The sequence below is a fragment of the Marinobacter sp. W-8 genome, assembly GCF_044342215.1.
In the GTDB taxonomy this organism is placed as follows: Bacteria; Pseudomonadota; Gammaproteobacteria; order Pseudomonadales; family Oleiphilaceae; genus Marinobacter; species Marinobacter nauticus.
In genome coordinates, this window is sequence record NZ_CP172297.1 from 835,540 (window position 1) to 860,896 (window position 25,357).

The window sequence follows — 25,357 nt, forward strand, 5'->3', positions numbered from 1 at the left end:
GTTTCTAGAGTGATGTCGGACGATTTCAGGGTATTTGTGCCTATATTGGCGCCCTTGTTAGGCAGCATTCCCATCCCAACGTTATACTGCATCAAACACGAATGATGCCGCACGGTTTGCGGTGAGACAGAAAGGATCCGAATGGTTTCCAGGAAGAACAAACAAAGTGACCCTCATGCCCAGCGTGAGGCCCAGAAATATGACAACCCCATCCAGAGTCGGGAGTACATTCTCCAACATCTGAAAGAGCGGGGCGCGCCGGCCACGCACGAGACCCTGTGTCAGGAGCTCGGGCAGACGTCTGCGGAAGGAATTGAAGCGTTGCGCCGTCGTCTGATTGCGATGTGCCGTGATGGACAGTTGATCTGTAACCGCCGTGATGCGTTCCTGCCGATCGAGGAAGCGGATCTGGTCACCGGGCGTGTGGTTGGACATCGTGATGGTTTCGGGTTTCTGATCCCCGATGACGGTGGCTCCGACCTGTTTCTGACTGCCCGGCAGATGCGCCAGGTATTCCACGGTGACCGGGTAGCCGCCCGGGTGGATCAGGTGGATGATCGCGGGCGCCGGGAAGGCAAGATTGTAGAAGTGCTGGAGCATCGCACCTCCCAGATCGTCGGTCGCTTTTTTAAAGAAAGCGGCATCGCCTTCGTAGTGCCAGAGAACGCCAGAATCAATCACGAGATACTGGTTCCGGATGAGCAGGCGGGTAAGGCGGTTCACGGCCAGTATGTTGTGGTGGAAATCATTCGTCAGCCGACGATTCGAACCCAGCCCACCGGCCAGGTTATCGAGATTCTGGGCGAGCACATGGCGCCGGGAATGGAAATCGATGTGGCCATTCGTTCCTACGAAATCCCCCATAGCTGGCCGCCCGCGGTCGGTGAGCAGGCCGCCTCGATTCCCGCGGAAGTGGCAGAGAAAGACAAGGCAAACCGGGTGGATATCCGCAACATGCGCCTGGTGACCATCGACGACGAGAGCGCTCGTGACTTCGATGATGCCATTTACTGCGAGCCTCGTTCCCGTGGTGGCTACCGGTTGGTGGTGGCCATCGCTGATGTATCCCATTACGTCCGCCCGGGGTCGCCACTGGATGAAGAGGCCATTCAGCGCGGTAACTCGGTGTATTTTCCGGACCACGTGGTGCCCATGCTGCCGGAGAAGCTCTCCAATGGCCTGTGTTCCCTGAACCCGGATGTCGACCGTCTGTGCATGGTGGCCGACATGACCATCAGTGCCGCCGGTAACATCAGCGGCTACACCTTCTATCAGGCCGTAATGCGCAGCCATGCCCGGCTGACCTACAACAAGGTCAGTGCCATGCTGGAGCATCCGGATACGGAGCAGGGCTACAAACTCAGCGCCCACTATGCGGATCTGCTGCCACATCTGCACAACCTGTATGACCTCTACAAGTTGTTGCGAAAGGCTCGCACCGAGCGTGGGGCCATTGATTTCGAGACCACGGAAACCAAGATTGTTTTCGATGCCCAGCGCAAGATTGAGGAAATTGTTCCGGTGCACCGGAACGATGCCCACAAGATTGTCGAAGAGTGCATGCTGTGCGCCAATGTGGCGACGGCCCGCTTCCTCAAGAAGCACAAGATTCCGGCGCTTTACCGGGTGCACGACGGGCCTTCGGAAGAGCGTCTGAGCAATCTGCGCCTGTTCCTGGGTGAGCTGGGATTGCAGCTGGGCGGCGGCGATAAGCCATCATCGGCAGATTACCAGGCCTTGCTGGGTCAGGTGGCCGACCGCCCGGATGCCAATGTCATCCAGATGGTGATGCTGCGCTCTCTGAGCCAGGCGGTGTACAGTCCTGAGGAAGCCGGGCATTTTGGTCTTGGCTTCGCCAGTTATACCCACTTCACGTCGCCAATTCGACGTTACCCGGACCTGATTGTGCATCGGGCCATCAAGTCCCGGATCCATAATCCCGAGGCGACCAAAGATCTGGTGTCTCCGAAAGTGCACGATCCCGAATTGGCAGAGTATCCCTACGATTACGCCCGCATGGAGCAGCTGGGTGAGCATTGCTCCATGACCGAACGCCGGGCCGACGATGCTACACGGGATGTCATGGCCTGGCTCAAGTGCGAGTTCCTGCGCGATCACGTGGGCGAGGAGTACAATGGCATTATCGGCGCGGTGGTGCCGTTTGGCTTCTTTGTTGAGTTGTCCGATATCTACATCGAAGGTCTGGTACACGTGTCCACGCTCAGTGGTGACTACTTCCATCACGATGCCGTCAAGCATCGTCTGATTGGTGAGCGCACGGCCGTCAGCTTCCGTCTGGGTGACGAAGTGCGAGTCCGCGTGGTGCGTGTCGATCTGGAAGACCGCAAAATCGATCTTGAGCTGGTAAGTACCCCCAGGCGCCGGAAGGCAGACCGCGATGCGCTGGAAGTGTCCAAGCGCGAGCCGCGGGGCAAAGGCAAGGGTGATCGCTCCGGTAAAGGGCGAAAATCCGGCAAGCCGGCCAGCGCCAAGGAAAAGCTGGCCGCAGAGGCGGCCCGCGAGGCGCGGTCCAAATCAGCCAAAGGTAAGCCGTCAGGCTCGGGCCGTAAGCGCAAGAGTCGCAAATAACACGTTACGCAGGAATTGATTGTCAGTGTCTCAGGAATATGTATTTGGCTGGCATGCCGTAGATGCCGTGCTGAAAAGAGAGCCGGAGCGGTTGCAACGGGTCTGGATTCAGACCGGTCGTCAGGATAAGCGGGTGAAGTCGGTTACCGATGCCCTTGACGGTCTGGGGGTGCCCTGGAAAGTGGTGCACCGGAAAGAGTTGGATGAGCGGGTGTCCGGTGTCCACCAGGGTGTTGTTGCTGCCGTTGCGGAAAGCCGGGAGTGGACCGAGGATGATCTTCTTGCCCAGTTGGCCGCCAGTGACAAGCCGCCATTCCTGCTGGTGCTGGATGGCGTGACGGATCCCCATAATCTGGGTGCGTGCATGCGCACCGCCGATGCGGCGGGAGTGCAGGCCGTGATTGTGCCCAAGGATAAATCTGCCTCGTTGACGCCGGTTGCCCGAAAGGTCGCCTGTGGGGCGGCAGAAACGGTACCGTTTGTCCGGGTGACCAATCTCGCCCGTTTCCTTAGGGAGTTGAAGGACCAGGGCGTGTGGTTGATTGGTACGGCAGGTGAGGCGGATGCCACCTTGTATCAGGCTGATTTCAAGGGGCCGGTTGCTCTGGTAATGGGCGCTGAAGGTAAAGGCATGCGCCGTCTGACCCGTGAACATTGTGACCAGTTGATCAACATTCCGATGCTCGGCCACGTCGACAGTCTGAATGTGTCGGTGGCGACCGGTGTCTGTCTGTATGAGGCGTTGCGCCAGCGCCTCGGTTAAACCTTGCACAAACAGGCCTGCGGGCCTAGAATACGTCACCCCTTTTTCAAGGGGTGGCTTTTTATTGTCTGTTGTATGGCAATGGTTAGCTTCGCTTTTGATCAAGCCTTTCTTGTAAAGCCTTATTGATAAAGCAAAAAAGAAACCGGCAGCACTTGCTGTCACCTCCTTGCTTTCACGCTCCGGCCACAACCACTGGTATGGCCACCGGGAGAAGGAAGCTGTTTAAACCGTAGGGAGAACTCATGCGTCACTACGAAATCGTTTTCATGGTACATCCGGATCAGAGCGAGCAGGTGCCCGCGATGATCGAGCGTTATACCAGCGTCATCACTGAAGATGGCGGCAAGGTACATCGCCTGGAAGATTGGGGCCGTCGTCACCTGGCTTACCCGATCAACAAGATCCACAAGGCTCACTACGTGCTGATGAACATCGAGTGTTCACAGGCAGCGATGGACGAGCTGACTCACAACTTCCGGTTCAACGACGCCATCATCCGTGACCTGATTCTGCGTCGCGACGAGGCCGTTACCGACCTGTCTCCGATGAAAGCCGCTGAGTCCCGTGAGGACCGTCGTTCCGGCGGAGACGATCGTCCACGTCGTTCAGCTGACTCTGAAGAGCGTCAGAGCGCATCCCAGGACGAAGAAGAGTAATTAACCGGAGTTAGGAGTTACGTTATGGCTCGTTTTTTCAGACGTCGTAAGTTCTGCCGCTTCACGGCAGAAGGTGTTAAAGAGATCGATTACAAGGATCTGGACACCCTGAAAGGCTACATCACTGAAACCGGCAAAATCGTGCCCAGCCGCATCACCGGCACCAAAGCACGTTATCAGCGTCAGCTGGCTACCGCTATCAAGCGTGCCCGCTACCTGGCACTGCTGCCGTATACGGACGGTCACGACCACTAAGTTTTAACGGACAGGACCCGGGACCATGCGTGCACTGGCACAGTATGTAATGCGCGGTCCCCTGCAGGCTGGCGGGGTTGCAGCGGTTACCACCGCAGTACCCTTACTGTTCTGGATTGGCGCAGCGGTAACTGGCCTGGTCGTTCTTCGACTGGGCATTCGCCAGGGGCTCAATATTGGCCTCTGGGCTTTGATTCCGGCGATCGGGTGGGCCGTTTACGGCCAGGATCCCACGGCGCTGGCGGTGCTGCTGCAGGTGATGCTGATGGCATCCATTATCCGGACGACGCTGTCCTGGGAAAGAGCGCTGTTGTCCGGTGCCTTTCTGGCGATACTGACCGGGCTGATGTTGCCTGTGATGTATCCGGCGCTGCTGAACGATCTGGTTCAGGCTGGTGTCGAGGTTTACGAGCAGTACAACACTGAAATGGCTCGTGCGCTGGGTGGTGAACTGGAACAGGTTATCCGGGACACCATGAACGCCAGCATGGCCGGTACCTACTTTGCCACCGCCATCGGTATGACGATGCTGGCAAGGTCGTGGCAGGCGGGGTTGTATAACCCCGGTGGATTCCGCAAGGAATTCCATGGCCTCAGGTTATCGCCGGCGGTAGCCGTAGTGTGCGCCATCACCATGGTGGTCGGCCCGATTCTTGGGCTGAATGCCATCCTGCTGGCCTGGGCTGCGGGCACCCCGCTGGTTCTGGCCGGGTTGGCTCTGGTGCACGGTGTGTTTGCTCGAAAGCAGTGGAGCGGAAACTGGTTGGCAATGTTTTACGTTGCTCTGGTTCTGCTGGGTCCCAATCTGTTGATGCTGTTAGTGGTTCTGGCTTTTGTGGATAGCTGGCTGGATATCCGGGGGCGTATACCCGCCGGTCCGGCTGAATAAAGCACGAAGAGGTTAACGAGATGGAAGTTATTCTGCTCGAGAAAGTCGCAAACCTTGGCTCCCTGGGTGACAAGGTAAAGGTTAAGGCCGGTTACGGTCGTAATTTCCTGCTGCCGTACGGCAAGGCCGTTCCTGCTACGGAAGCAAACGTAAAGGCGTTTGAAGAGCGTCGCGCTGAGCTGGAAAAAGCTGCTGCTGAGAAGCTGGCTGCTGCCCAGGCCCGTGCCGAAGCTCTGGAAGGCGCTTCCTTCACCATCACCTCCAAGGCCGGTGAAGAAGGCAAGCTGTTCGGTTCTATCGGTGTTCGTGACATTGCCGACGCAGTGTCTACCGGTGGTACTGAAGTCGAGAAGAGCGAAGTTCGTCTGCCGGAAGGCCCGATCCGGGTGACTGGCGAGTACGACATCGAACTGCAGCTGCACACAGACGTTGAAGTGACCATCAAGCTGGCGGTTGTTGCCGAGTAATCGGTAGCCCAGTGACAGGTCGATTCAACCAGCACTGAAGCCGCAGGTTTCTGTGCTGAAAAACGGGCCCGAGCCGGAGACGGTTTCGGGCCCGTTGCTTTCTGGTATTCTTGTAATCTCGTTTGTTCATTTCCCTGATGTCGGTGTCTATGGCCAATCCCACTCTGAAACCTGCTTCTATTGATCCGGAAACCAGTCGCATCAAGGTCCCGCCGCATTCGGTCGAGGCTGAACAGGCGGTGCTCGGCGGCCTGATGCTGGACAACCGTCGGTTTGACGAGATCGCCGAAATTATTTCAGCGGCTGATTTTTACCGGCAGGACCATCGCCTGATTTTCGGCGCCGTGGAGCGCCTGGCCAGCGAGAGTGAGCCGTTGGATGTGGTTACCCTGGCCGAGTTTCTGGAACGGGCCGGCGATATTGAGGATGCCGGTGGCCTGTCTTATCTGGCTGAACTGGCCGAGAAAACACCCGGTGCCGCCAATATCCGGGCCTACGCTGAAATTGTGCGAGAACGCTCCATTCTGCGGCAGCTGGTGGAGGTGTCCGGCAAGATCTCCGATTCCGCCTTCAACCCGCAGGGGCGAAAAAGTAACGATATCCTCGACGAAGCAGAACGCAGTGTGTTCCAGATTGCCGAGGCTCGCACCAAGGAAGGCTCCGGCCCCAAGGCTATCAATCCCATCCTGGCTACAACTCTGAGCAGGATTGAAGAGCTTTTTGAGTCCGGCGAGCAGACGACCGGTTTGACTACCGGTTTCCGCGACCTGGACGACCAGACTTCGGGTATGCAGCCGGCGGACCTGATCATCGTGGCGGGGAGACCCTCCATGGGTAAGACAACCTTTGCCATGAACATTGTTGAGAACGCGCTGATCAGCACCGGCACCCCGATACTGGTGTTCAGTATGGAGATGCCCGCAGATGCGCTGGCCATGCGTATGCTGTCGTCGCTTGGTCGCATTGATCAGACCAAAGTGAGGGGCGGCAAGCTGGAAGAGGATGACTGGCCCCGGCTTACCTCTGCCGTCAGTCTGTTGAAGGATAAGCCGCTTTATATCGATGACACTCCGGGGCTGAGCCCGACAGAAATGCGCTCCAGGGCCCGTCGGGTGGCGCGGGAGAACGGCGGCAAGATTGGCCTGATCATGGTCGACTACCTGCAGTTGATGCGGGTGCCGGGTAACACTGAAGGCCGGACTGCGGAGATTTCTGAAATCTCACGCTCACTCAAGGGTATTGCCAAAGAACTGGGCTGCCCGGTTGTGGCGCTGTCCCAGTTGAACCGGAGTCTGGAGCAGCGCCCCAACAAACGCCCGGTCAACTCGGACCTGCGGGAATCCGGTGCGATCGAGCAGGATGCCGATGTGATCATGTTCGTATACCGGGATGAGGTCTACAACGAGGATACGCCGGATAAGGGCATTGCCGAGATCATTATTGGTAAGCAGCGGAATGGCCCGATCGGTACCATCCGTCTCGCGTTCATCGGTAAATACACCAAATTCGAAGACCTGGCGCACGGCGATTACAGCGATTACGGTGGGGATTATTAATGCCACGCCCCACCGTTGCCCGCATTGACCTTGACGCCCTGAAACACAATTTCCGCCGGGCCCGGGAACTGGCCGGAACCGCCTATGCCATGGCGGTGGTCAAAGCCGATGGCTATGGCCATGGCATTCGCTCGGTTGCTGATGCTCTGGCCCCGGAGACCAGTCGGTTTGCGGTGGCGTGTATCGAGGAAGCCATGGCCATTCGGGATGCCGGCCATCGGCACAGCGTGGTACTGCTGCAGGGCACCCATCAACAGGATGACCTGGCCGAATGTGAGCAGTCGGGTTTTGAGCCGGTACTCCATAGTCAGCAGCAGCTATCGTGGCTTGGTTCCGGGCGTTCTCCGAGGTTCTGGATCAAGGTGAATACCGGCATGAACCGTCTCGGCTTCCGGCCCGAAGAGCTGCCGGAGGTGATGGCCGGGCTTGAGGAAGCGGGCCTGAAGCACCTTGCGATTGGTTTTGTTACTCATTTTGCCTGTGCCGATGATCTGGCCAGTGAGATGACCGGGCTCCAGACCCGGATTTTTGAGCGGGCGGTAGCGCCCTGGCCAGATTTGATGCGTAGTGTGGGTAATTCCGCGGCTCACTTTCGCCCGAATCAGTCGCTGTATGAATGGAGCCGCCCCGGCATCATGCTGTATGGGGCGTCACCCATGGAGGGCAAGACCGGCCCGGAGCTGGGGCTCTGCCCCGCGATGACCTTGCAGGCTCCTCTGATCACCACTCGCGTGGTCCGTGCCGGGGAATCGGTAGGGTATGGTGCGTCCTGGACGGCCAGCCAGGACACCCGGATGGGCATGGTGGCCATTGGTTATGCCGATGGCTACCCGCGTCACGCGGGTACCGGAACGCCAGCCGCTGTGCGCGGCCAGCGAATCCGCTTGCTGGGGCGGGTATCCATGGACATGCTGGCGGTAGACCTCAGCGCCGTCCCTGAGGCCCGCGAGGGCGATATGGTCGAACTCTGGGGCAAAACCGTCAGTGTCGACGAAGTGGCCACCTGCGCCGGTACCATTGGCTATGAGTTGCTCACCGGCGTTACGTCGCGGGTACCTCGGGTTCATGAATGATTTCTTCGATGAAATCGAGAATCGCCGCCAGGCTTCGATCGTCCAGTTTCTTGAGGACTTTGTGAATCACCATCTTGCTGCCCTTGAGCATGCTGCTGATGCCCATTTTGGCCATTCCCATCATCATGCTGCCGGCATTCAGGCGGCGTAGCGGCTCAAGGAAAAAGAAATCCAGCCCGGATTCGGTCAGTTCAACGATGAGCTCATACAGCTGGTCGATGGCCTGCTTGTCGGCTTTGCCGCGGCCTTTGAGCTCACTGACGGTATAAAGAGCCCGGGTTCTGAGTTCATCGGGGATAGGGGCCACTATATGGCTCTGTTGTTTCAGCATTGGGATTCCCGTTGTTGTATGCTTGTCGATCCGGGAGCGTTCACCGGCTCCCCGTAAGGCTGACGTTTCAGGCTGCATGATACTGCAGTAAAGTAGTGCTCCGGGCCATTGGCCCGAGTGTTTCCTGACATCCGTCACATCAGTGATATTCCGGAGGCGTTGTTTCCCCGTGCATGTACTTGTTGTTCACGACTATGGCCCGCTTGGCAAGGTTCTGCTGGAGCGCCTGCGGGAAACGCATCTGCGGGTCAGTCCGTTGCTGGTCAGTGACCCTGCCAATGTCGACCTGCATGCCCTGGATAACTGGATTCCCGAAGACACCGCGCTGATTATCAATGCGCTGTGGCTGGCGGATCCGGAAAAGGCGGAGAAAAACCGTGAGGCCACTCACGAAGCGGCGTTTTCCTTGCCGCTCGCGCTGGCCGAGCATGCCCGAGAGCGCAACATGGCCTTGCTCCAGCTTTCTTCGTGTTACGTGTTTGATGGTCGGAAACAGGGCGCCTACATTGCGTCGAATCCGGGGCAGCCTGTTAACGAGCTGGGTCGCTGGCAATGGGAATGTGAGCAGGCCCTGAGAACGCAGCTCCCCCGGCACATTATTCTGCGTACCGGCTGGAGTCTGGCCCGGTTCATTGGCAAGGTTCAGCAAAGCACGGCGCAGGGTGGTCTGTCTTTGCCCGGCCGCTGCCAGGGGCAACCGGTGGCAGTGAAGGATCTGGCGCGGGTGATCGTGGCAGTGGCGCTTCAGATTGATTGCGGTGCTGAAGTCTGGGGTACCTATCAGTATGCCGGGGCAGAGGAGATCAATCTTTACGAGCTGGGGCTGGCGATTGCCGGCATGCCCGGTATTCCTGAGGGTATCAAGGTGGTGGATGAGGTGCCCGACTGGGGCCACATCGAACCGGTGAACACCACCATGGTGTGTACCAAAATCCGCAATACCTTCGGCATCAAACAGATGCCGTGGCGCACCTGGTTGTCTGAGGAGGTCGCGATGTTGAAGGAATCGAACAGCGCTGAGCGGGCTCCGGCAAGCTCCTGAACCCGCTCAGGGTGTGACTGGCTGGTGTTTACTGGCCCTGGCGGGCGAAATCCCGCGTTACCATCTGCAGGGCTTCCACATCCAGCAATTCCACTTCCCGCCCGCGAGCGCGGATGATGCCCTGATTCTGGAAGCGGGTGAATACCCGGCTCACGGTTTCAACCGCCAGGCCCAGGAAGTTGGCAATGTCGTTCCTGGCCATGGGCAGGCTGAAATTGGTCGCCGACATGCGCCGGCGACGGAAGCGACTGGACAGCGACAGCAGCAGTGCGGCAATGCGCTCTTCAGCGGTGTTCTTGCTGAGCAGCATGGCCAGCTGATGACTGTTCTGGATTTCCTGGCTCATCAAATGGTACATGTGGTGCTGCAGTTCCGGCAGCTTGCCGGTGAGTTTCTCAAGCCTGTCGACCGGGAATTCACATACGCTGGTACGTTCCAGCGCTTTGGCCGTGCAGGCATAGTTCTCGCTGCTCATGCTGTCCAGCCCCACCAGTTCACCAGGCATGAAGAAACCGGTTACCTGTTCTTCGCCGCCCTCGGTAATAATTGAGGTCTTGATGGAGCCGCTCTTGACCGCAAAGCAGGAGCGAACCGGGGTGCTCTGGTCGAAAATATGTTCGCCGCGGTTATAGATTTTTCCCTGCTGGACAATGTCCTCAAGGCGATCAAGATCGTTCTCTTCAATGGCCAGAGGTAGACACAGGTTGCTCAGGCTGCACTGGTGACAGGAGGCCTTGAGAGGAGATACTTGGTGAAGTCGAATTGCCTGGGCCATAGTTGACGAACCATCCGGGTTGATCCATTCAAAACCGCACCGAAGAAATGTGCGGTGCGTCCTCAGCCCTCTGCAGGCAAGGCTTTTGCCTGCGTTCGGGGCGGACACCCTGGGCGATCCGGATACCTGGGCATGCGGCGGATTCCCATGGGTGCCAATGCTGAAACATCTGGTTTCAGTCACCTTGATTTAAATCAAGTATAGCAAAAAGGCTAGTCTTATGCCCAAACTTTAGTCTTTGCTCGTTCGCCTTTTCCGTCTAGCCTCTTCGCTTCTTGCGCTGCTCGTCTTTCCTGGCTTTTTCTTCTGCCTCGGCCTGTTCCCGGGCCCGGGTTTCAATCAGCTCCTGCTCCACCATCTCCGGTGTTTCCAGCGAGATCCGGCCTAGTGTTCCGGCCCGGAATTCATTCAGCAGCACTTCGGAAACCTTGTGCAGATCCGGTACGCCGCCGCGCCCCAGGAAGCGGCGTTTTACGGCGATGGCGTCCATCAGTGCCAGCCCGTCCGCCGGTGTCTCGTCCAGTCCGTAGCGGTTGACGACGAGTTCCGGGTAGTGAGCAATCAGATAATCCGCCTCGAACAGCGCAACATCCTCGAAATCCAGCACGGCACTGCGGATAGCACCGGTCACCGCCAGGCGATAGCCACATTGTTCCGGCGACAGCTTGGGCCAGAGGAAGCCGGGGGTATCGTAGAGCAGGACGTTGTCCGGCAGTTTGATGGCCTGTTGCGCCCGGGTAACCGCCGGCTCATTGCCGGTTTTGGCGGCGGGCCGGCCGGCCAGGGTATTGATCAGCGTGGATTTGCCGACGTTGGGGATGCCCAGAATCATCACCCGCAGGGCGCTTCTCTCCCGGTTGTGGGTCGGGGTCATTTCCCCGGCCAGCTTGAGGATGCCCAAGGCTTCCTGGCGCTGGTTGTGGGTGAGGGTGATGGCCCTCACTCCGCGTTCCTTTTCAATCCAGGCCAGCCATTGTTCGGTGATCGCCGGGTCTGCCAGGTCTCGCTTATTCAAAACCTTGATCAGCGGCGTGTCGCCACGCAGCGACGGTACCAGCGGGTTTTCGCTGCTGAACGGGATTCTGGCGTCTACCACCTCGATGATCAGGTCCATCTGGGGCATGACCTGTTTGATCTCCTTGCGAGCCTTGTGCATATGCCCGGGAAACCAGTTAATCGCCATCGGTGTTGCTCCACCTGTTGCTGAAAGGCGCCATTATGCAGGGGAATGACCAAATTTTCACATTCATCAAATCCCGCCAGTGCCGCGCCCTCAGAGCGAATCAAACTGAGAACCTGTACAAATTGAAGGGATGTCGGGGTGAAATGAAGCAGGAGAATGCTTTAGGGTGTCACTTCAAACGATTAAAGCCAATCCGTGGTGGTACCCGAGTGGCCGCCTTAATGATGGAGAACAGTATGAAGCTTGCAAAATTCATCGGTTCCGCACTTGTTGCCCTGAGCCTTTCAGCGCCGGCTCTCGCACAGCAGGCGCCGGGTGGTCAGCCGGATCAGGTTGCCCAGTTGGCCCAGATGGTGGGGCTGTCTGAAGAACAGCAAACCGAGATTCGCGGCATCATCGACGACATGCAGGGCGAAATCGGCGAACTGCGCCAGGATGCCCGCTCGCTGCAGGAAGACCTGCAAGAGCAGATCAAGCCGGATTACGACGAGTCTGCCATTCGTGACAATGCCGCTAAACTCGGTGATGTGACCGGTGAAATTGCAGCGCTTTCTGCCCTGATGCAGGCGAAGGTGGATGCGGTGTTCACCCAGGAGCAGCGTGATGAGCTGGATCACCGCATGAAACAGATGCAGCAGCAGATGCAACAACAGCGTCAGATGATGCAGCCTCAGGGCCAGCAGTAAGTTAGTGCAATTCCAGTAAGTCAGGCTTGATCTGACAGGCTCCGGCTGTTCTTGCCGGAGCCCCATCTTCAGTATGTTTCCTTTCCTGTGCTCAAAATCCGACTTTTGGTTCCCCAAATTCATGCACGAATCCACTGCCTGTTCTATAGGTTTATGACACAGGTGATTGTGTGCGTGTAATCCAAATAATGCTTTTCTTCCTATATAAAATGACCCAATAACCTAACAACATGGATGACGTATATGGCTTCAGATACGAAGGCAATTCGTTCGACGATTCTGGTTCCTGTGTTCATTCCAGCGGTGGTTGTGGCATTGCTGCTGGTTGTTGGAACGATCAGTAACCCTGAGCTTGCTGGCGGAGCCTTCAGTGCCACGCTCAGCTGGATCACCGAGACATTTGGTTGGTTTTACATGCTTTCGGTGGCGATTTTCCTGGTTTTCATTGTCTCGGTGGGGGCCTCAAAATGGGGCAACATCAAGCTTGGTCCGGATCACGCAGAGCCTCAATACTCATTCCCTGAGTGGTTTGCCATGCTGTTTTCGGCAGGTTATGGCATCGCACTGCTGTTTTTCGGTGTGGCCGAGCCCGTTCTACATTACGCCACGCCACCGGCCGGCGCGCCCGAAACGGTGGATGCCGCCAAACAGGCCATGCAGATTGCTTTTTTCCACTGGGGTTTCCACATCTGGGCGATTTATGGCCTGGTGGGGCTGGTACTGGCTTATTTTGCTTTCCGTCACGGTTTGCCCTTGTCCATCCGCTCTGCCCTGTATCCGCTGATTGGCGAGAAAATCTACGGCCCCATCGGCCATGCCGTGGATGTGTTTGCCATCCTCGGTACCATGTTCGGTATTGCCACCACCCTGGGCCTGTCGGTTACCCAGATTAACGCGGGTATCAACTACCTGTGGGAAAGTGTCCCGATCAGCACCACGGTGCAGATTATAGCCATTGCGGTGATTACCGCGGCGGCGACCGTGTCTGTGGTAGCGGGTATGGACAAAGGGGTAAAACGCCTGTCTATCCTCAATATGGTGCTGGCGGTATCCCTGATGCTGTTTGTGTTTGTGGTCGGGCCCACCATCCACATCCTGGAAACCTTCCTGCAGAATACCGGCAGCTACCTGAGCGGTATTGTCGAGCGTACCTTCAACCTGCAGGCCTACACCCGCAGTGACTGGATCGGTAACTGGACGCTGTTCATCTTCGGCTGGACCATTGCCTGGGCGCCGTTCGTGGGCATGTTTATCGCCAAGATCAGTCGGGGCCGCACCATCCGCCAGTTTGTGTTCGGTGTGATGCTGGTGCCGTCAGTGTTCACTTTCCTGTGGTTCTCGGTATTTGGCGACACCGCCCTGAACCTGATCATGAATGAAGGTCTGAACACGCTGATCACGGACGTGCAGGATGACCACGCGGTTGCCCTGTTCAAACTGTTCGACGTGCTGCCCTGGTCGTTCTTTATTTCTCTGCTGACGGTGTTGCTGATCATCACCTTCTTTGTCACCTCGTCTGACTCCGGCTCGCTGGTGATTGACTCCCTGGCTTCCGGTGGCGTGATCAACACCCCGGCATGGCAGCGGGTGTTCTGGGCCGTGCTGGAAGGTGCGGTTGCAGCGGTGCTGCTGCTGGCAGGCGGGCTGAGTGCCTTGCAGACCATGACCATAGCCAGCGCCCTGCCGTTTGCCATTATCATGCTGATTGCTGCTGTGGGTATGTGGCGGGCCCTGGTGATTGAAGGACACCGTGAAACCAGTCTGCAGGCCCATATGATGACTAACCGGCATATGACCGGCTCCCAGTGGAAGCATCGCCTGGCGGCCATTGTGGAATTCCCGGGCAAGAAGGAAGTGGAAATGTTCATCAAGAACACGGCCATGAATGCTATGCGGGAAGTGGAGCAGGAGCTGAAGGCCAAGGGCTGGGATGCGACCGCCGAGTTTGATTCTGAAAACCAGCGCTCTCACTTGCAGGTGCACCGGGAGCACCATGTCGACTTCATCTACGATGTGCGTCTGACCGAGCACTCGATGCCGGGCTTTGTTTATGGTGAGCTCAAGCGCGACCCGGACAAGCCGGAAGTCTATTATCGGGCCGAGGTGTACATGCGTCGGGGCGGTCGTTCCTACGATGTGTACGGCTACGATGAGCATGACATCATCAAGGACATTCTCGACCAGTTCGAGAACTACCTGCACTTCCTGGATATCTCGCCGGGCAAACTGCCCTGGGATATGGATGAGCATGATGACATGATCAACACCCCGGACGACCCGGAGCCAGGCAAGGCCTGATCCGGTAACGGCAAAAACCCCGCCCGAGCCATGCTCCGGCGGGGTTCTTTATTATGGAACAGGGAAAGGCTTGAGCAGGACAATCAGCCGGGGCAGCAGGGTCAAAGCGCCAAGCAGCGCCATGAACATGGCGAAGCCGGTGAACAGGCCGAAGTAGATCGTGGGAATAAAGTTCGACAGCACCAGAATCGAGAACCCGGAGATGATGGTCAGCGAGGTAAAGAACATGGCCTGGCCGATGCTGCGATGACAGCGGTGCATGGTGGCCAGGTAGTCACCGTCTTTGGCGAACTCGGTTTTGAACCGGTGGATGTAATGAATGGTGTCATCCACGGCGATGCCAACGGTAATGGCGGCCACGGTAATGGTCATCATATCCAGTGGAATGCCGAGCCAACCCATCAGGCCCAGCACCGAGCCTGCGGCGATCAGGTTCGGTGCCATACCAATCAGCGCTAGCTTCACCGAGCGGAACAGCAGCAGGAACATGGCCAGGATGGCGCCAAACACCACGCCGATGGTCTTGATCTGCGAGTCAAACAGGCTCTGCAGCATGTTGTTGTACATCACCGTCATGCCCGAGAGCAGGATGCGGTCCTGGGAGTAGCCGAGTTCGGTGCTCAGGTGGTGGCGGATTTTGTCCAATAGCTCCTGCCGGCGCAGGTCTGGCTGGGTTTCCAGTATGCGGATGCTGAACCGTGCCTTGTCCTGCTCCTCAGAAATATAAGGGGTCAGCAGGATGTCCTGAAGGTCGTCCGGTACGGCGGCGGGCACAAAGGCCAGCTCGAGGGCGTCCAGGGGCTCGCCGCCGTTAACTTGGGCCAGCAGGTCCAGGGTGGTTTGGATGGACAGGACTTTGCCGGTCTCCGGCAGGCTATGCAGGTAATCATGCACCTCACCGAGTTGGCGCATTTTCTGATAGGTGTACCAGGTGTCCCGGTATTCCTCGTCACCGCAGTCGTCCAGGAACGGGTCGCAATCGCTGGCGAAGGGATCGTTGCCCGGGTTCTCGGGCGCCGGCTCATCGGTTATCACCACGTCCAGCGGGGTGGTTCCGCCCAGCCGGTCGTCGATGGTGATCATGCCCTGGTGGATTTCGGTGGACGATTTGAAGTAGTCGATAAAGCTATTTTCCACCGTCAGCCGGTTCAGGCCGATCACACACAGCACGGCGATAACCGCCGAGCCGACAAGAACCGTACCACCGAAATGCTCGGTAAAGCGGGCAAAGGCGTCAGTGAAGGGCACTTTGTTTGACGTTACGCGGTTGTCCAGCGGCGGTGGCAGCAGGCTGAGCAGGGCGGGGAAGACCAGGAAGGTGATCAGGAACGCCACGGTGAGGCCCAGGGTCATCATCCAGCCGAAGTCGATCACCGGCCGGATACCGCTGAAGGTCAGTGAGCCAAAGGCGACAATGGTGGTTACGGCCATGAAAAAGCAGGGTTTGACCATGGCCATGATGGTGCGGCGCAGTATATCCCGGGGTGGCGCACCGGGTTCGTCGTGCTGAAATTCCCGGTAACGCACAATCAGGTGGATGGTGAGCGACAGGGTCATGATCAGCAGCAGGGAAATAAAGTTGGAGGAAATGACCGTGACCGGCCACTGGGCCCAGCCCAGAAAGCCGATCATCAGCCACACCGTGAAGCCGCAGCACAGCAGCGGCACCAACACCCAGCGCCACTGGCGGAAAATGATAGCCAAGGTCAGCAGCAGGAACGCCAGCACGCCCAGGCCGAAGGTGGACAGGTCGCTTTCGATAAAGCGGATCATGTCGGCCACGATCATCGGCACGCCGCCTAGATGGATGCTGGCGTGCTCCCGGTGGTTGTCCAGAATGCGGCGCACCTGCTGGATGGTGGCATCGCGCTCGGCACCCAGTTGTTCGGTGTAGTCGATGAACTCCCGGCTGACCTGCTCCAGTTGCAGTTGGTCTTCGGCACTGGCATTGCCGCCAGTGGCCTTGTCTCGCAGTTCGTTGCGGTGGTTCAGCAGTTCGAAATAGCGCTCCGGTGTCGGCAGGTTTACCTGGATTGCCGTGGTGCCTGCATCTTCGCTGAGCAGCAGGTTTGGGTACATGGGGTTGTCGAGCAGGGCCTGGCGGGCGGTTTGGGGCGCTATATCATGTTCGTCCAGGGTCTTGATTTCGCTGTCGACGGTATCAAGCGTCAGGTCCGGGCTGTGCAGCAGCGGTACATTCAGAATGCTGTTGGTGGAACCGACGGCGCCAAGAGCCTGCAACTCGTCGCGAAGAGCCCTTAACCGCGACAGGCCTTCGGTGGTGAACAGGGGCTCGTTGGGGGTGTAGGTGACCACCAGAAAATCGTCAGAGGTGGTGAAGGTCTGGTTTACCTGCCGGTACTGCTCCAGCGAACGATCGTTTTCCAGCACCAGGGATTCTGCCGAGGCATCCAGTCGGAACTGATCAAAACGCAGGGCGGTCAGTGCCAGTAGCAGGGCAAACAGGGCCAGGACAATCCAGGGATGGGGCAGGATAAAACGGTCGTAGAAGGCGCCAAGGCGATTCATGAGTTACAACTCTGCAGTCAAAAACGAGTGCAGAGTGTGCCACAAACCTCAGCGAACTGTGACCTTTGCCGAGGCTTCTTCCAGTGAACGGATCAGTTGCTCCAGACGTTGCGTCATATCCGCGCTTTCCGAGAGCTGGACAACCATGTTCCGGGTGGTTTCCCGGATGTCCTGAACATTGGCCAGTACCTGATCGGTATCGGCGGTCTGCTCAGCAGACATATCCGCGATTTCCTGATTGGTCCGGTCGATACGACCGACCACCTCGTTAATGGCTTCCAGGGCCTGGCGCCCCTTCTCGGATTCTTCCACGCATCGCTCGGCGTCGTCTGAACTGCCTGTCATCTGTTCGACAGCGGTATTCATGGAGGCCAACAGGCGATCCAGGGTGGTCTGGATCTGGTCGGTGGAGTCCTGAACCCGGCGCGCCAGGTTCCGGACTTCTTCGGCAACCACCGCAAAGCCCCGGCCCTGTTCGCCCGCGCGGGCGGCTTCTATGGCGGCATTGAGGGCCAGCAGGTTGGTTTGCTCGGCAATGCCCTTGATTTCGGTAATGGTCTGGCCAATCTCATGGCTGTTTTCTGCCAGTGACTGCACGCTGCCAGCGGACTGGCGAACCACGCCCGCCAGCCTGCGAATGCTGTCGGCGCTCTGGCTGACCCGTTGGCTGCCATTTACCGCAGTCTCCCGGGCTTCTGTTGACAGGGTTTTGGCAATGCCTGCCTGTTCGGCGATGCCCACAAAGCTCTGTAGCATGGCCTCAACGGATTCGGCCGAGCGATTGGCGCCGTCCTGTTGCCGGGTGAGGCTGTCCCTGCGTGCGGCGGCCCGCTGAGTGAGAGATTCGACCTCCTGGTGCAGGTGCTCGGTGGCCGTTTTCATACTGCGAACGACATCAGATGTACGATCCTGCATCGCATTGAAGGCAGCGGCCATTTCGCCAATTTCATCCCGGGAGTCGACGTCGGCCCGACGGCTCAGGTCGCCGCTGGTCTGCACCGCAACCATGGTGTTCTTGAGCCGGTTAACATGGCGTTCGATAAAGGAAATCAGCAGCTGGGAACCGGCCATCTCCAGCGCCATGAGCACCGCCACGATCAGTGCAAAGCCCGGCGCGGTGTCTGCAAATACCTGGCTGAAGCTGGATTCTGTCTGGCCTGCGATCACCTGCATGGCATAAAGCACCAGCAGGCAGAGCACCGCAAACACGAGAATATTCAGCAACCAGAATTTGTACTTCAGCCGGATATTTCGCAACAGGGTCAGCATTGGCAGCTCTCAGTCAACGGCCTTGACCGGAATCTGCATCGCCTTGTCGGGCACGGGAACCTCCGGCACGCTCAGGCCCAGATTGTTCTTGTCGAATACCCGGTCGGCCCGGTAACTGGAGCGCACCATGGGGCCGGATGGCACTTCCATAAAGCCCTTTTCCAGGCCGATTTCACGGTAGCGGTTGAACTCTTCCGGAGTCACATAGCGTTCCACCGGCAGGTGGTTCGGGGTGGGGCGCAGGTATTGGCCGATGGTGAGGATGTCTACGCCGATCGCACGCAGGTCATCCATGGTTTCCAGGATTTCTTCTTCGGTTTCACCCAGGCCGACCATCAGGCTGGTCTTGGTTAGCACATCCGGCCGGTGTTTCTTGGCGTGGGCCAGCACGCTCAGGGTTTTCTCGTAACCGGCGCGGGGGTCTCGCACACGGCTGGTCAGGCGTTTGACGGTTTCCACGTTCTGGGCGAAGACGTCCAGGCCGGAATCTACCACCTTTTCCACATCGCTCATCACCGCATCAAAGTCCGGAGTCAGAGCTTCAACGGCTACTTCCGGGGTGCGCTGTTTGATGGCAGATACGCAGGCGGCGTAGTGAGCCGCGCCGCCGTCGTCCAGATCATCCCGGTCGACCGAGGTCAGCACGATGTAACGCAGCCCCATCAGCTCAACAGACTTGGCGGTGTTCTCCGGCTCTTCCGGGTCCAGCCAGCCTTTGGGGTTGCCGGTATCGACCGCGCAGAATTTGCAGGCGCGGGTGCACACAGAGCCCATCACCATGATGGTGGCGGTGCCGTTGGTCCAGCATTCACCGATATTGGGGCAGTGGGATTCCTGGCATACGGTGCTCAGGCGATGCTCTGAGACATTGCGGCGCACGGCATCGTAGCGCTCGCCACCGGGCATGCGCGCCCGCAGCCATTTCGGCTTGCGCTCCAGGGGTTTGTCTTCCGTGTGTGATGAAGAACGCTTCACGCCGTCCTTGATGGCGGAAAAACCGTGTTCGTTACGGAATTTGGAACCACTGGTAATGCGGGGCTTTGCGCTGTCGCTCATGGGGCCGGAAACTCTCGGATCAGGGTATGGAGAACCTTAAAGAGTAATCCTGCGGCAGGGCAGTTACAAGGCGGGTAGGGGGAATCACGGGGTATAACCGGGCACGACATTGGTCGTACCCGGTTGATCGATATCAGGCCTGGGATTTGTCCAAGGCCTGGGTGATGTCGGCAATGATGTCGTCGGCGTCTTCAATGCCGATGGACAGCCGCACCAGGTCTTCGCTGACACCGGCACTTTTCAGCTCGTCAGCATTGAGCTGCCGGTGGGTGGTGGTGGCCGGGTGGCAGGCCAGGGACTTGGCATCGCCAATGTTTACAAGGCGCAGGATCATGTCCAGCGCATCGATGAACTTCGCGCCGGCTTCGCGGCCGCCTTTAATGCCGAAACTCAGAATGCCGGAAGCCTTGCCGCCACAGATTTTGTCGCAGGTGGCCTTGTAAGGGCTGTTGGCCAGAGTTGCATAGTTCACCCATTCAACGGCCGGGTGATCTTGCAAGAATTGCGCAACTTTTTCGGTGTTTTCGCAGTGACGTTCCATGCGCAGTGCCAGAGTTTCCAGACCCTGCATAATCAGGAACGAGTTGAATGGCGACAGGGCGGAGCCGGTGTTGCGCAGAGGCACGACACGGCAGCGGCCGATAAAGGCAGCTGCGCCCAGAGCTTCGGTGTAAACCACTCCGTGGTAGGAGGGGTCCGGCTGGTTCATCATCGGGAATTTATCGGCGTTGGCTTTCCAGTCGAACTTGCCGGAATCCACTACGATACCAGCCACCGTGGTGCCGTGACCGCCGATGTACTTGGTCAGCGAGTGAATGACGATATCTGCGCCATGCTCGAATGGACGGCACAGGAAGGGTGTGGCTACAGTGTTATCAACAATCAGCGGAATGCCGTGCCTGTGGGCAATTTCGGCCCACTTCTGGATATCCACCACGTTGCCGGCCGGGTTGCCGATGGATTCGCAGAACAGGGCGCGGGTCTGGTCATCAATGGCGTTTTCGACAGCCTCAAAATCATCGTGGCGCACCATCTTGCACTCAATGCCCTGATTGGGCAGTGAGTGGGCAAACAGGTTGTAAGTGCCGCCGTATACCTGGCTGGTGCTGACGATGTTATTGCCCACCTTGCAGATGGTCTGCAGAGCGTAGGTAATTGCGGCCATGCCGGATGCTACTGCCAGTGCGCCAACGCCACCTTCCAGCGCGGTCATGCGCTCTTCCAGTACATTGTTGGTCGGGTTCATGATGCGGGTGTAAATGTTGCCCTGAACTTTCAGATCAAACAGATCGGCACCGTGCTGGGTGTCGTCGAAGGTGTAAGAGGTGGTCTGGTAAATCGGCGTGGTGGCGGCCTTGGTGGTCGGGTCGCTCTTGAAGCCGGCGTGCAGCGCGAGAGTTGCTGGTTTCATCACAACGTTCCTTGCTGGTGGATTGTTCGTTATTGGTTTAAGGAGCCGAGTATGCCACAGGCAATCGGGCTTCGGCACGGTTCCAGCGGTTATACCGATATACGGTAGAGTGCGGAGTCAGTCCAGGGCGCCGTATACCAGAGCTCTGAGCTCCTGTCGTATGGGGTAGGACGAAGACGGCATCAGTTGAGTCATGAAAATCACCACCAGATCTTCCACCGGGTCGATAAAGAAACTGGTGCTGGCCAGGCCACCCCAGCCGAATTCCCCCGGCGAACCGATCGTGGCGGATTTGGCGATATCGGTTTTGACCGAGAAACCTAACCCGAAGCCGCTGCCGGCATAAGGTGTTTCACTGAAGCCGCCAATCGACAGGGCGGGGAGATCCTGGCCGCCCGGCAGGTGGTTCAGGCGCATGAATTCCAGGGTTTTGCGGCCGATGATGCGCTGGCCCTGATATTCGCCACCCTGGCAAAGGGCCTGGGCGAAGCGGAAATAATCATCAATAGTCGAGACCAGCCCGCCGCCACCCGATAGAAATTTTGGTTCCTTCAGATAGCGGGACCGCTCCGGATCATCCTGGAGTTTCATGGTGTTGCCGGGTTGGTACAGATAGCAGGCTGCAAAGCGTTCCTGCTGGTCCGGTCGCACATGAAACCCGGTATCGGTCATGCCCAGTGGGTCAAAGATGTGCTCCTGGAAGTAGCTGTCCAGGGATTGGCCGGAGAGCAGCTCAACCAGGTAGCCCAGGACATCGGTAGACACAGAGTAGTTCCAGGCGGTGCCGGGCGAGAACTCCAGCGGTAACTCGGCCAGCCGGTCGACCAGCTTGTCCAGTGTAAGAATGGTGCTGCCATCCAGTTTCAGTTTGCGATAGGCGGCATCCACCTCGGTTCGCTCGGTGAAGCCATAGGTCAGCCCTGAGGTGTGGGTCATCAGATCCCGGATGGTCATAGTGCTGGTTGCCGGAACCGTCTCGAAGTCCGGATGACTGCCTCCCTTGTAGACGCGCAGGTTCCGCCAGGATGGAAGGTACTTGTGCACCGGGTCGTTGAGCAGGAACTTGCCCTGTTCGTACAGCTGCATCATGGCAATGCTGGTGATGGGTTTGGTCATGGAGTAGATGCGGAACACTGTATCCCGTTCCATGGGCAGGTTGCGTTCGACATCTCTCAGGCCCTGGGCTTCACTCCAGAGAACCTTGCCATGCCGGGCCACCAGTGTGACCGCCCCCGGGATCTTGCCGGGTTGAATGTAGTTCTGGTCAAAGTGGCGGGTAATACGCTTCAGGCGCTCCAGTGAAACGCCGGAGGTGATTGATTCCTGCATGGCAACGGGCAGCCTTTTGTACGGTTTAACGGGTCTGGTTGGCAGATGCCGGGCCGGCATCTTTATCGGGAAACACGGTATCGTAGCACCAGGTAAACACAAAGGCGTAAACCAGGTAAAACACCACAAAGGCGATATCCACGATCAGCGCCTCCAGCAGGCCGATATCGAGCCACCAGGCGATCACCGGGAGGAACGCCAGCATCAGCCCGAACTCGAAACTGATGGCATGCAGGAAGCGCAGCTTGAGGGTTTTCCGAGTGGTGCCGGTGAACCGCTTTAAGGCGTGATCAAACATGAGATTGAAGAGGTAGTTCCACAGGGTGGCCATGGTGGCACCGATCGCCGCGAGCACCCCGGTTTCGCCGAGATCCAGGCCGAAGGCAAAGGCGGCCAGGGGCGTGGAGATGAGCAGGCCTATCACTTCAAAGGAAATGGCCTGACGAATTCTGTCTCTGGTGGTACGCATGATATTGGGAGTAACGTAGGCGGGTCGTCCCGCGTTTATTCCCGGGAAGGGTGGGGTCGTCCCCAGAACTGAAAAAGCCCGGATCTTTCGAGCCGGGCTTTCAGAATACTGGTAGCAAGGGGCGGAGTCGAACCGCCGACCCCAGCATTATGAGTGCTGTGCTCTAACCAACTGAGCTACCTTGCCATTTCGCTTCGGGACACGCCCCAAACGAGGCGCGTATTTTCGGTATTTGGGCTCAGCCTGTCAAGGCTTTGCGGCCAAAAAATACCGAAAATTACACGTTGAACCGGAAGTGAATAACATCGCCGTCTTTGACGATGTAATCCTTGCCCTCCAGGCGCCATTTGCCGGCATCTTTTGCGCCGGCTTCGCCGTTGTACTGTACGAAATCGTCGTAGCTCACCACCTCGGCCCGAATGAAGCCGCGTTCGAAGTCGGTGTGGATAACGCCAGCCGCCTGAGGGGCTGTGGCGCCGATTCTGACGGTCCAGGCACGCACTTCCTTCACGCCGGCGGTAAAGTACGTTTGCAGGCCAAGCAGGCCGTAACCGGCGCGGATCACACGGTCCAGCCCAGGTTCTTCCATGCCCATTTCGTCCAGGAACATGGATTTCTCTTCGTCTTCCAGTTCAGAGATCTCGGCTTCCAGCTTGTTGCAGATGGGTACCACGACCGCGTTTTCAGAAGCGGCAATCTCACGCACCTTGTCCAGGTGGGGATTGTTCTCGAAGCCGTCTTCGTTCACGTTGGCGATGTACATGGTGGGTTTGACGGTAAGCAGGCAAAGCTCGCGAATCAGTGCCATCTGGTCTTTGTCCAGGCCCATGCTGCGCACTGGCTTGCCTTCGTTCAGTACCGGCAACAGTTTTTCAAACATTTCCAGTTGGGCCTTGGCTTCTTTGTCGCCACTCTTGGCGACGCGCTGGACGCGTTTGATGGCTTTCTCTACGGTGTCGAGATCGGCCAGGGCCAGCTCGGTGTTGATCACTTCGATGTCGGAAGCGGGATCTACCTTGTTGGCCACGTGGATGACGTTTCCGTCTTCAAAGCAGCGCACCACGTGAGCAATGGCATCGGTCTGGCGGATGTTGGCCAGGAACTGGTTGCCCAGGCCTTCGCCCTTGGAGGCGCCGGCGACCAGGCCGGCGATGTCGACGAACTCCATGGTGGTGGGCACCACCCGTTCCGGCTTGACGATCTCCGCCAGTTTGGTGAGGCGCGGGTCTGGCATGGCCACCACGCCGGCGTTCGGCTCGATGGTGCAGAACGGGAAGTTTTCCGCGCCGATGCCGGCTTTGGTCAGTGCGTTGAACAGGGTGGATTTGCCGACGTTGGGAAGGCCGACGATGCCGCAGTTAAATCCCATGGAATGCCTCTGCTGGAACTGAAAAATTTGGGCGGATTATACCGGTGTATCGGTAAGGGTGCGAGTAAGGGGATGTGCCTTGCTCAGGGCGTTGGTTTGAAGCTGTGCAAACGGTTCATGGCGGCAGCCAGTTTGCCGGCGGCGGCATCCGGTAATACCCGTATGACCTCGTCAAACACGGCGGTCAATTGTTCGGTTTCCTGTTTGCCCAGTCGGCCCAGTACAAAACCGGTGACTTTGCGACTGTCGCCGGGGTGGCCAATGCCAAGGCGCAGGCGCTGGAAATCGTTGGTGCCCAGATGGGCGATGGTGTCCCGCAGCCCGTTGTGGCCACCGTGGCCGCCGCCTTTCTTGAGTTTGGCCGTGCCGGGAGGCAGGTCTAGCTCGTCGTGGGCAACCAGAATTTGTTCAGGGGAGATCTTGAAGAAGTCCGCCAGGGCTTTGATGGCAATGCCGCTGCGGTTCATAAAGGTGCTGGGGTTCAGCAAATGCAGGTCAAGGCCCTGCCACTGAATGCGGGCGTACAGCCCGTGGTATTTCTTTTCGGGACGGAGCGTCTGACCCGCTTCGCGGGCCAGCGCTTCGACGAACAGGGCGCCGGCGTTGTGGCGGGTATTCTCGTAGTCGGCACCGGGATTTCCCAGTCCAACCACCATGACAATATCCTGTGCCATTCGCCGTTGCCCCCGGAGTGATTACTCCTCGCCGCCTTCCTCGCCTTCGGCTGCTTCGGCGTCGTCCGCCTTGGCGCCTTTCGGCTTGTGAATAGAGGCAACCGGCAGGTCGTGGTCTTCGCCCTGCTGCAGAGCGGCAACTTTAACGCCTTTCGGCAGTTTCAGGTCGCTCAGGTGAACTACCTGGTCCATCTCGACTTCGTTCAGGTCGACTTCGATGAACTCGGGCAGGTTCTGCGGCAGACAGATCACTTCAACTTCGGTCATGGTGTGGGAAACAATGCCACCCTGGAGTTTCACGGCCGGAGCTGTGTCTCCGTTGATGAAGTGCAGCGGTACGTTAACGTGAATCTCGTGGTCCTTGTCAACGCGCAGGAAGTCGGCGTGAGTCAGGATGGGCTTGTACGGATGACGCTGCAGATCCTTCAGGATCACGCTCTCTTTTTTGCCCTGAATGTCGACGGTCAGGATGTGAGAGAAGAAGGCTTCATTTTCGATGGCCTTTTTCAGTTCATTGTGCCAGATGGCGACCGGAGTTGCGTCTTTGCCGCCACCGTAGATGATGGCCGGAATCTTACGCTCTTCGCGACGCAGGCGGCGGCTCGCACCTTTCCCCTGATCGTCACGAGGAAATGCTTCAATAACAAAATCCTGAGACATGGTAATTACCTCGTTGGTCATCTGA

Annotated in this window: 23 protein-coding genes and 1 tRNA gene; 11 read left to right on the top strand and 13 right to left on the bottom strand. The window is 58.0% G+C overall.

Features of this window, described 5'->3' with window-relative positions; genetic code table 11:
* Nucleotides 1-141: 141 nt before the first annotated feature.
* From rnr to alr, 8 genes are all read left to right on the top strand, one after another.
* Nucleotides 142-2,589, top strand: a complete 2,448-nt coding sequence (gene rnr / locus ACF8YQ_RS03820) for a ribonuclease R (protein ID WP_396622629.1) — start codon at nt 142-144, stop codon at nt 2,587-2,589.
* Nucleotides 2,590-2,614: 25 nt separating this feature from the next.
* A complete protein-coding gene (gene rlmB, locus ACF8YQ_RS03825) occupies nt 2,615-3,352 on the top strand; it encodes a 23S rRNA (guanosine(2251)-2'-O)-methyltransferase RlmB (RefSeq protein ID WP_011785850.1) in 738 nt (245 codons plus the stop codon).
* Nucleotides 3,353-3,597: 245 nt separating this feature from the next.
* On the top strand, nt 3,598-4,011 hold the full coding sequence (gene rpsF, locus ACF8YQ_RS03830; RefSeq protein WP_011785849.1) for a 30S ribosomal protein S6: 414 nt from the start codon (nt 3,598-3,600) through the stop codon (nt 4,009-4,011).
* 24 nt (nt 4,012-4,035) lie between these two features.
* Nucleotides 4,036-4,266: a 30S ribosomal protein S18 gene (gene rpsR, locus ACF8YQ_RS03835; RefSeq protein WP_011785848.1), complete on the top strand. Its 231-nt coding sequence runs from the start codon at nt 4,036-4,038 to the stop codon at nt 4,264-4,266.
* 25 nt (nt 4,267-4,291) lie between these two features.
* Nucleotides 4,292-5,155: a hypothetical protein gene (locus tag ACF8YQ_RS03840; protein ID WP_014420682.1), complete on the top strand. Its 864-nt coding sequence runs from the start codon at nt 4,292-4,294 to the stop codon at nt 5,153-5,155.
* Between the two features lie 20 nt (nt 5,156-5,175).
* Nucleotides 5,176-5,622: a 50S ribosomal protein L9 gene (gene rplI, locus ACF8YQ_RS03845; RefSeq protein WP_011785846.1), complete on the top strand. Its 447-nt coding sequence runs from the start codon at nt 5,176-5,178 to the stop codon at nt 5,620-5,622.
* Nucleotides 5,623-5,771: 149 nt separating this feature from the next.
* Nucleotides 5,772-7,178: a replicative DNA helicase gene (gene dnaB / locus ACF8YQ_RS03850; RefSeq protein WP_396622630.1), complete on the top strand. Its 1,407-nt coding sequence runs from the start codon at nt 5,772-5,774 to the stop codon at nt 7,176-7,178.
* Nucleotides 7,178-8,251 carry an alanine racemase gene (gene alr, locus ACF8YQ_RS03855; RefSeq protein WP_396622631.1) on the top strand — a complete coding sequence of 358 codons (1,074 nt, stop codon included), beginning with the start codon at nt 7,178-7,180 and terminating at the stop codon, nt 8,249-8,251. The genes dnaB and alr overlap by 1 nt, the downstream gene beginning before the upstream one ends.
* Here the strand turns inward: alr and ACF8YQ_RS03860 are convergent.
* A complete protein-coding gene (locus ACF8YQ_RS03860) occupies nt 8,220-8,582 on the bottom strand; it encodes a hypothetical protein (RefSeq protein ID WP_396622632.1) in 363 nt (120 codons plus the stop codon). The genes alr and ACF8YQ_RS03860 overlap by 32 nt on opposite strands.
* A gap of 169 nt (nt 8,583-8,751) precedes the next feature.
* On the opposite strand from ACF8YQ_RS03860, the gene ACF8YQ_RS03865 reads away from it, so the two are divergent.
* Entirely contained in the window at nt 8,752-9,624 is an 873-nt protein-coding gene (locus ACF8YQ_RS03865; protein ID WP_224851148.1) for a sugar nucleotide-binding protein, read from the top strand.
* 28 nt (nt 9,625-9,652) lie between these two features.
* Here ACF8YQ_RS03865 and fnr read toward each other — a convergent pair whose 3' ends face one another.
* Both fnr and ylqF read right to left on the bottom strand, forming a co-directional pair.
* Entirely contained in the window at nt 9,653-10,399 is a 747-nt protein-coding gene (gene fnr / locus ACF8YQ_RS03870; protein WP_224851149.1) for a fumarate/nitrate reduction transcriptional regulator Fnr, read from the bottom strand.
* 259 nt (nt 10,400-10,658) lie between these two features.
* Nucleotides 10,659-11,582: a ribosome biogenesis GTPase YlqF gene (gene ylqF / locus ACF8YQ_RS03875; protein ID WP_222198069.1), complete on the bottom strand. Its 924-nt coding sequence runs from the start codon at nt 11,580-11,582 to the stop codon at nt 10,659-10,661.
* A 236-nt stretch (nt 11,583-11,818) separates the two neighbouring features.
* On the opposite strand from ylqF, the gene ACF8YQ_RS03880 reads away from it, so the two are divergent.
* Nucleotides 11,819-12,268, top strand: coding sequence for a Spy/CpxP family protein refolding chaperone (locus ACF8YQ_RS03880; RefSeq protein WP_396622633.1), 450 nt, complete (start codon nt 11,819-11,821; stop codon nt 12,266-12,268).
* A 243-nt stretch (nt 12,269-12,511) separates the two neighbouring features.
* Entirely contained in the window at nt 12,512-14,566 is a 2,055-nt protein-coding gene (locus tag ACF8YQ_RS03885; RefSeq protein WP_396622634.1) for a BCCT family transporter, read from the top strand.
* Between the two features lie 51 nt (nt 14,567-14,617).
* Here the strand turns inward: ACF8YQ_RS03885 and ACF8YQ_RS03890 are convergent, their stop codons facing one another.
* The 10 genes from ACF8YQ_RS03890 to ACF8YQ_RS03935 all read right to left on the bottom strand — a co-directional run bounded on the left by ACF8YQ_RS03890 (nt 14,618) and on the right by ACF8YQ_RS03935 (nt 25,332).
* Nucleotides 14,618-17,095, bottom strand: coding sequence for an RND family transporter (locus ACF8YQ_RS03890; RefSeq protein WP_396622635.1), 2,478 nt, complete (start codon nt 17,093-17,095; stop codon nt 14,618-14,620).
* A 48-nt stretch (nt 17,096-17,143) separates the two neighbouring features.
* Entirely contained in the window at nt 17,144-18,364 is a 1,221-nt protein-coding gene (locus tag ACF8YQ_RS03895; RefSeq protein ID WP_396622636.1) for a methyl-accepting chemotaxis protein, read from the bottom strand.
* A gap of 9 nt (nt 18,365-18,373) precedes the next feature.
* Nucleotides 18,374-19,420, bottom strand: a complete 1,047-nt coding sequence (gene lipA, locus ACF8YQ_RS03900; RefSeq protein WP_396622637.1) for a lipoyl synthase — start codon at nt 19,418-19,420, stop codon at nt 18,374-18,376.
* A 133-nt stretch (nt 19,421-19,553) separates the two neighbouring features.
* A complete protein-coding gene (locus tag ACF8YQ_RS03905; RefSeq protein ID WP_396622638.1) occupies nt 19,554-20,831 on the bottom strand; it encodes an O-acetylhomoserine aminocarboxypropyltransferase/cysteine synthase family protein in 1,278 nt (425 codons plus the stop codon).
* A 117-nt stretch (nt 20,832-20,948) separates the two neighbouring features.
* Entirely contained in the window at nt 20,949-22,160 is a 1,212-nt protein-coding gene (locus tag ACF8YQ_RS03910) for a serine hydrolase domain-containing protein (protein WP_396622639.1), read from the bottom strand.
* A 25-nt stretch (nt 22,161-22,185) separates the two neighbouring features.
* Nucleotides 22,186-22,629, bottom strand: coding sequence for a PACE efflux transporter (locus ACF8YQ_RS03915; protein ID WP_396622640.1), 444 nt, complete (start codon nt 22,627-22,629; stop codon nt 22,186-22,188).
* A gap of 109 nt (nt 22,630-22,738) precedes the next feature.
* A tRNA-Met gene (locus ACF8YQ_RS03920) sits at nt 22,739-22,815 on the bottom strand.
* Nucleotides 22,816-22,906: 91 nt separating this feature from the next.
* The gene (gene ychF, locus ACF8YQ_RS03925) at nt 22,907-23,998 is read right to left on the bottom strand and encodes a redox-regulated ATPase YchF (RefSeq protein ID WP_011785831.1); all 1,092 of its coding nucleotides are present in this window, start codon (nt 23,996-23,998) and stop codon (nt 22,907-22,909) included.
* An 83-nt stretch (nt 23,999-24,081) separates the two neighbouring features.
* Nucleotides 24,082-24,672 carry an aminoacyl-tRNA hydrolase gene (gene pth / locus ACF8YQ_RS03930; protein ID WP_396622641.1) on the bottom strand — a complete coding sequence of 197 codons (591 nt, stop codon included), beginning with the start codon at nt 24,670-24,672 and terminating at the stop codon, nt 24,082-24,084.
* A gap of 21 nt (nt 24,673-24,693) precedes the next feature.
* Nucleotides 24,694-25,332 (bottom strand): 50S ribosomal protein L25/general stress protein Ctc, encoded by a 639-nt coding sequence (locus tag ACF8YQ_RS03935; protein WP_396623273.1) that lies wholly within the window; start codon nt 25,330-25,332, stop codon nt 24,694-24,696.
* Nucleotides 25,333-25,357 lie beyond the last annotated feature (25 nt).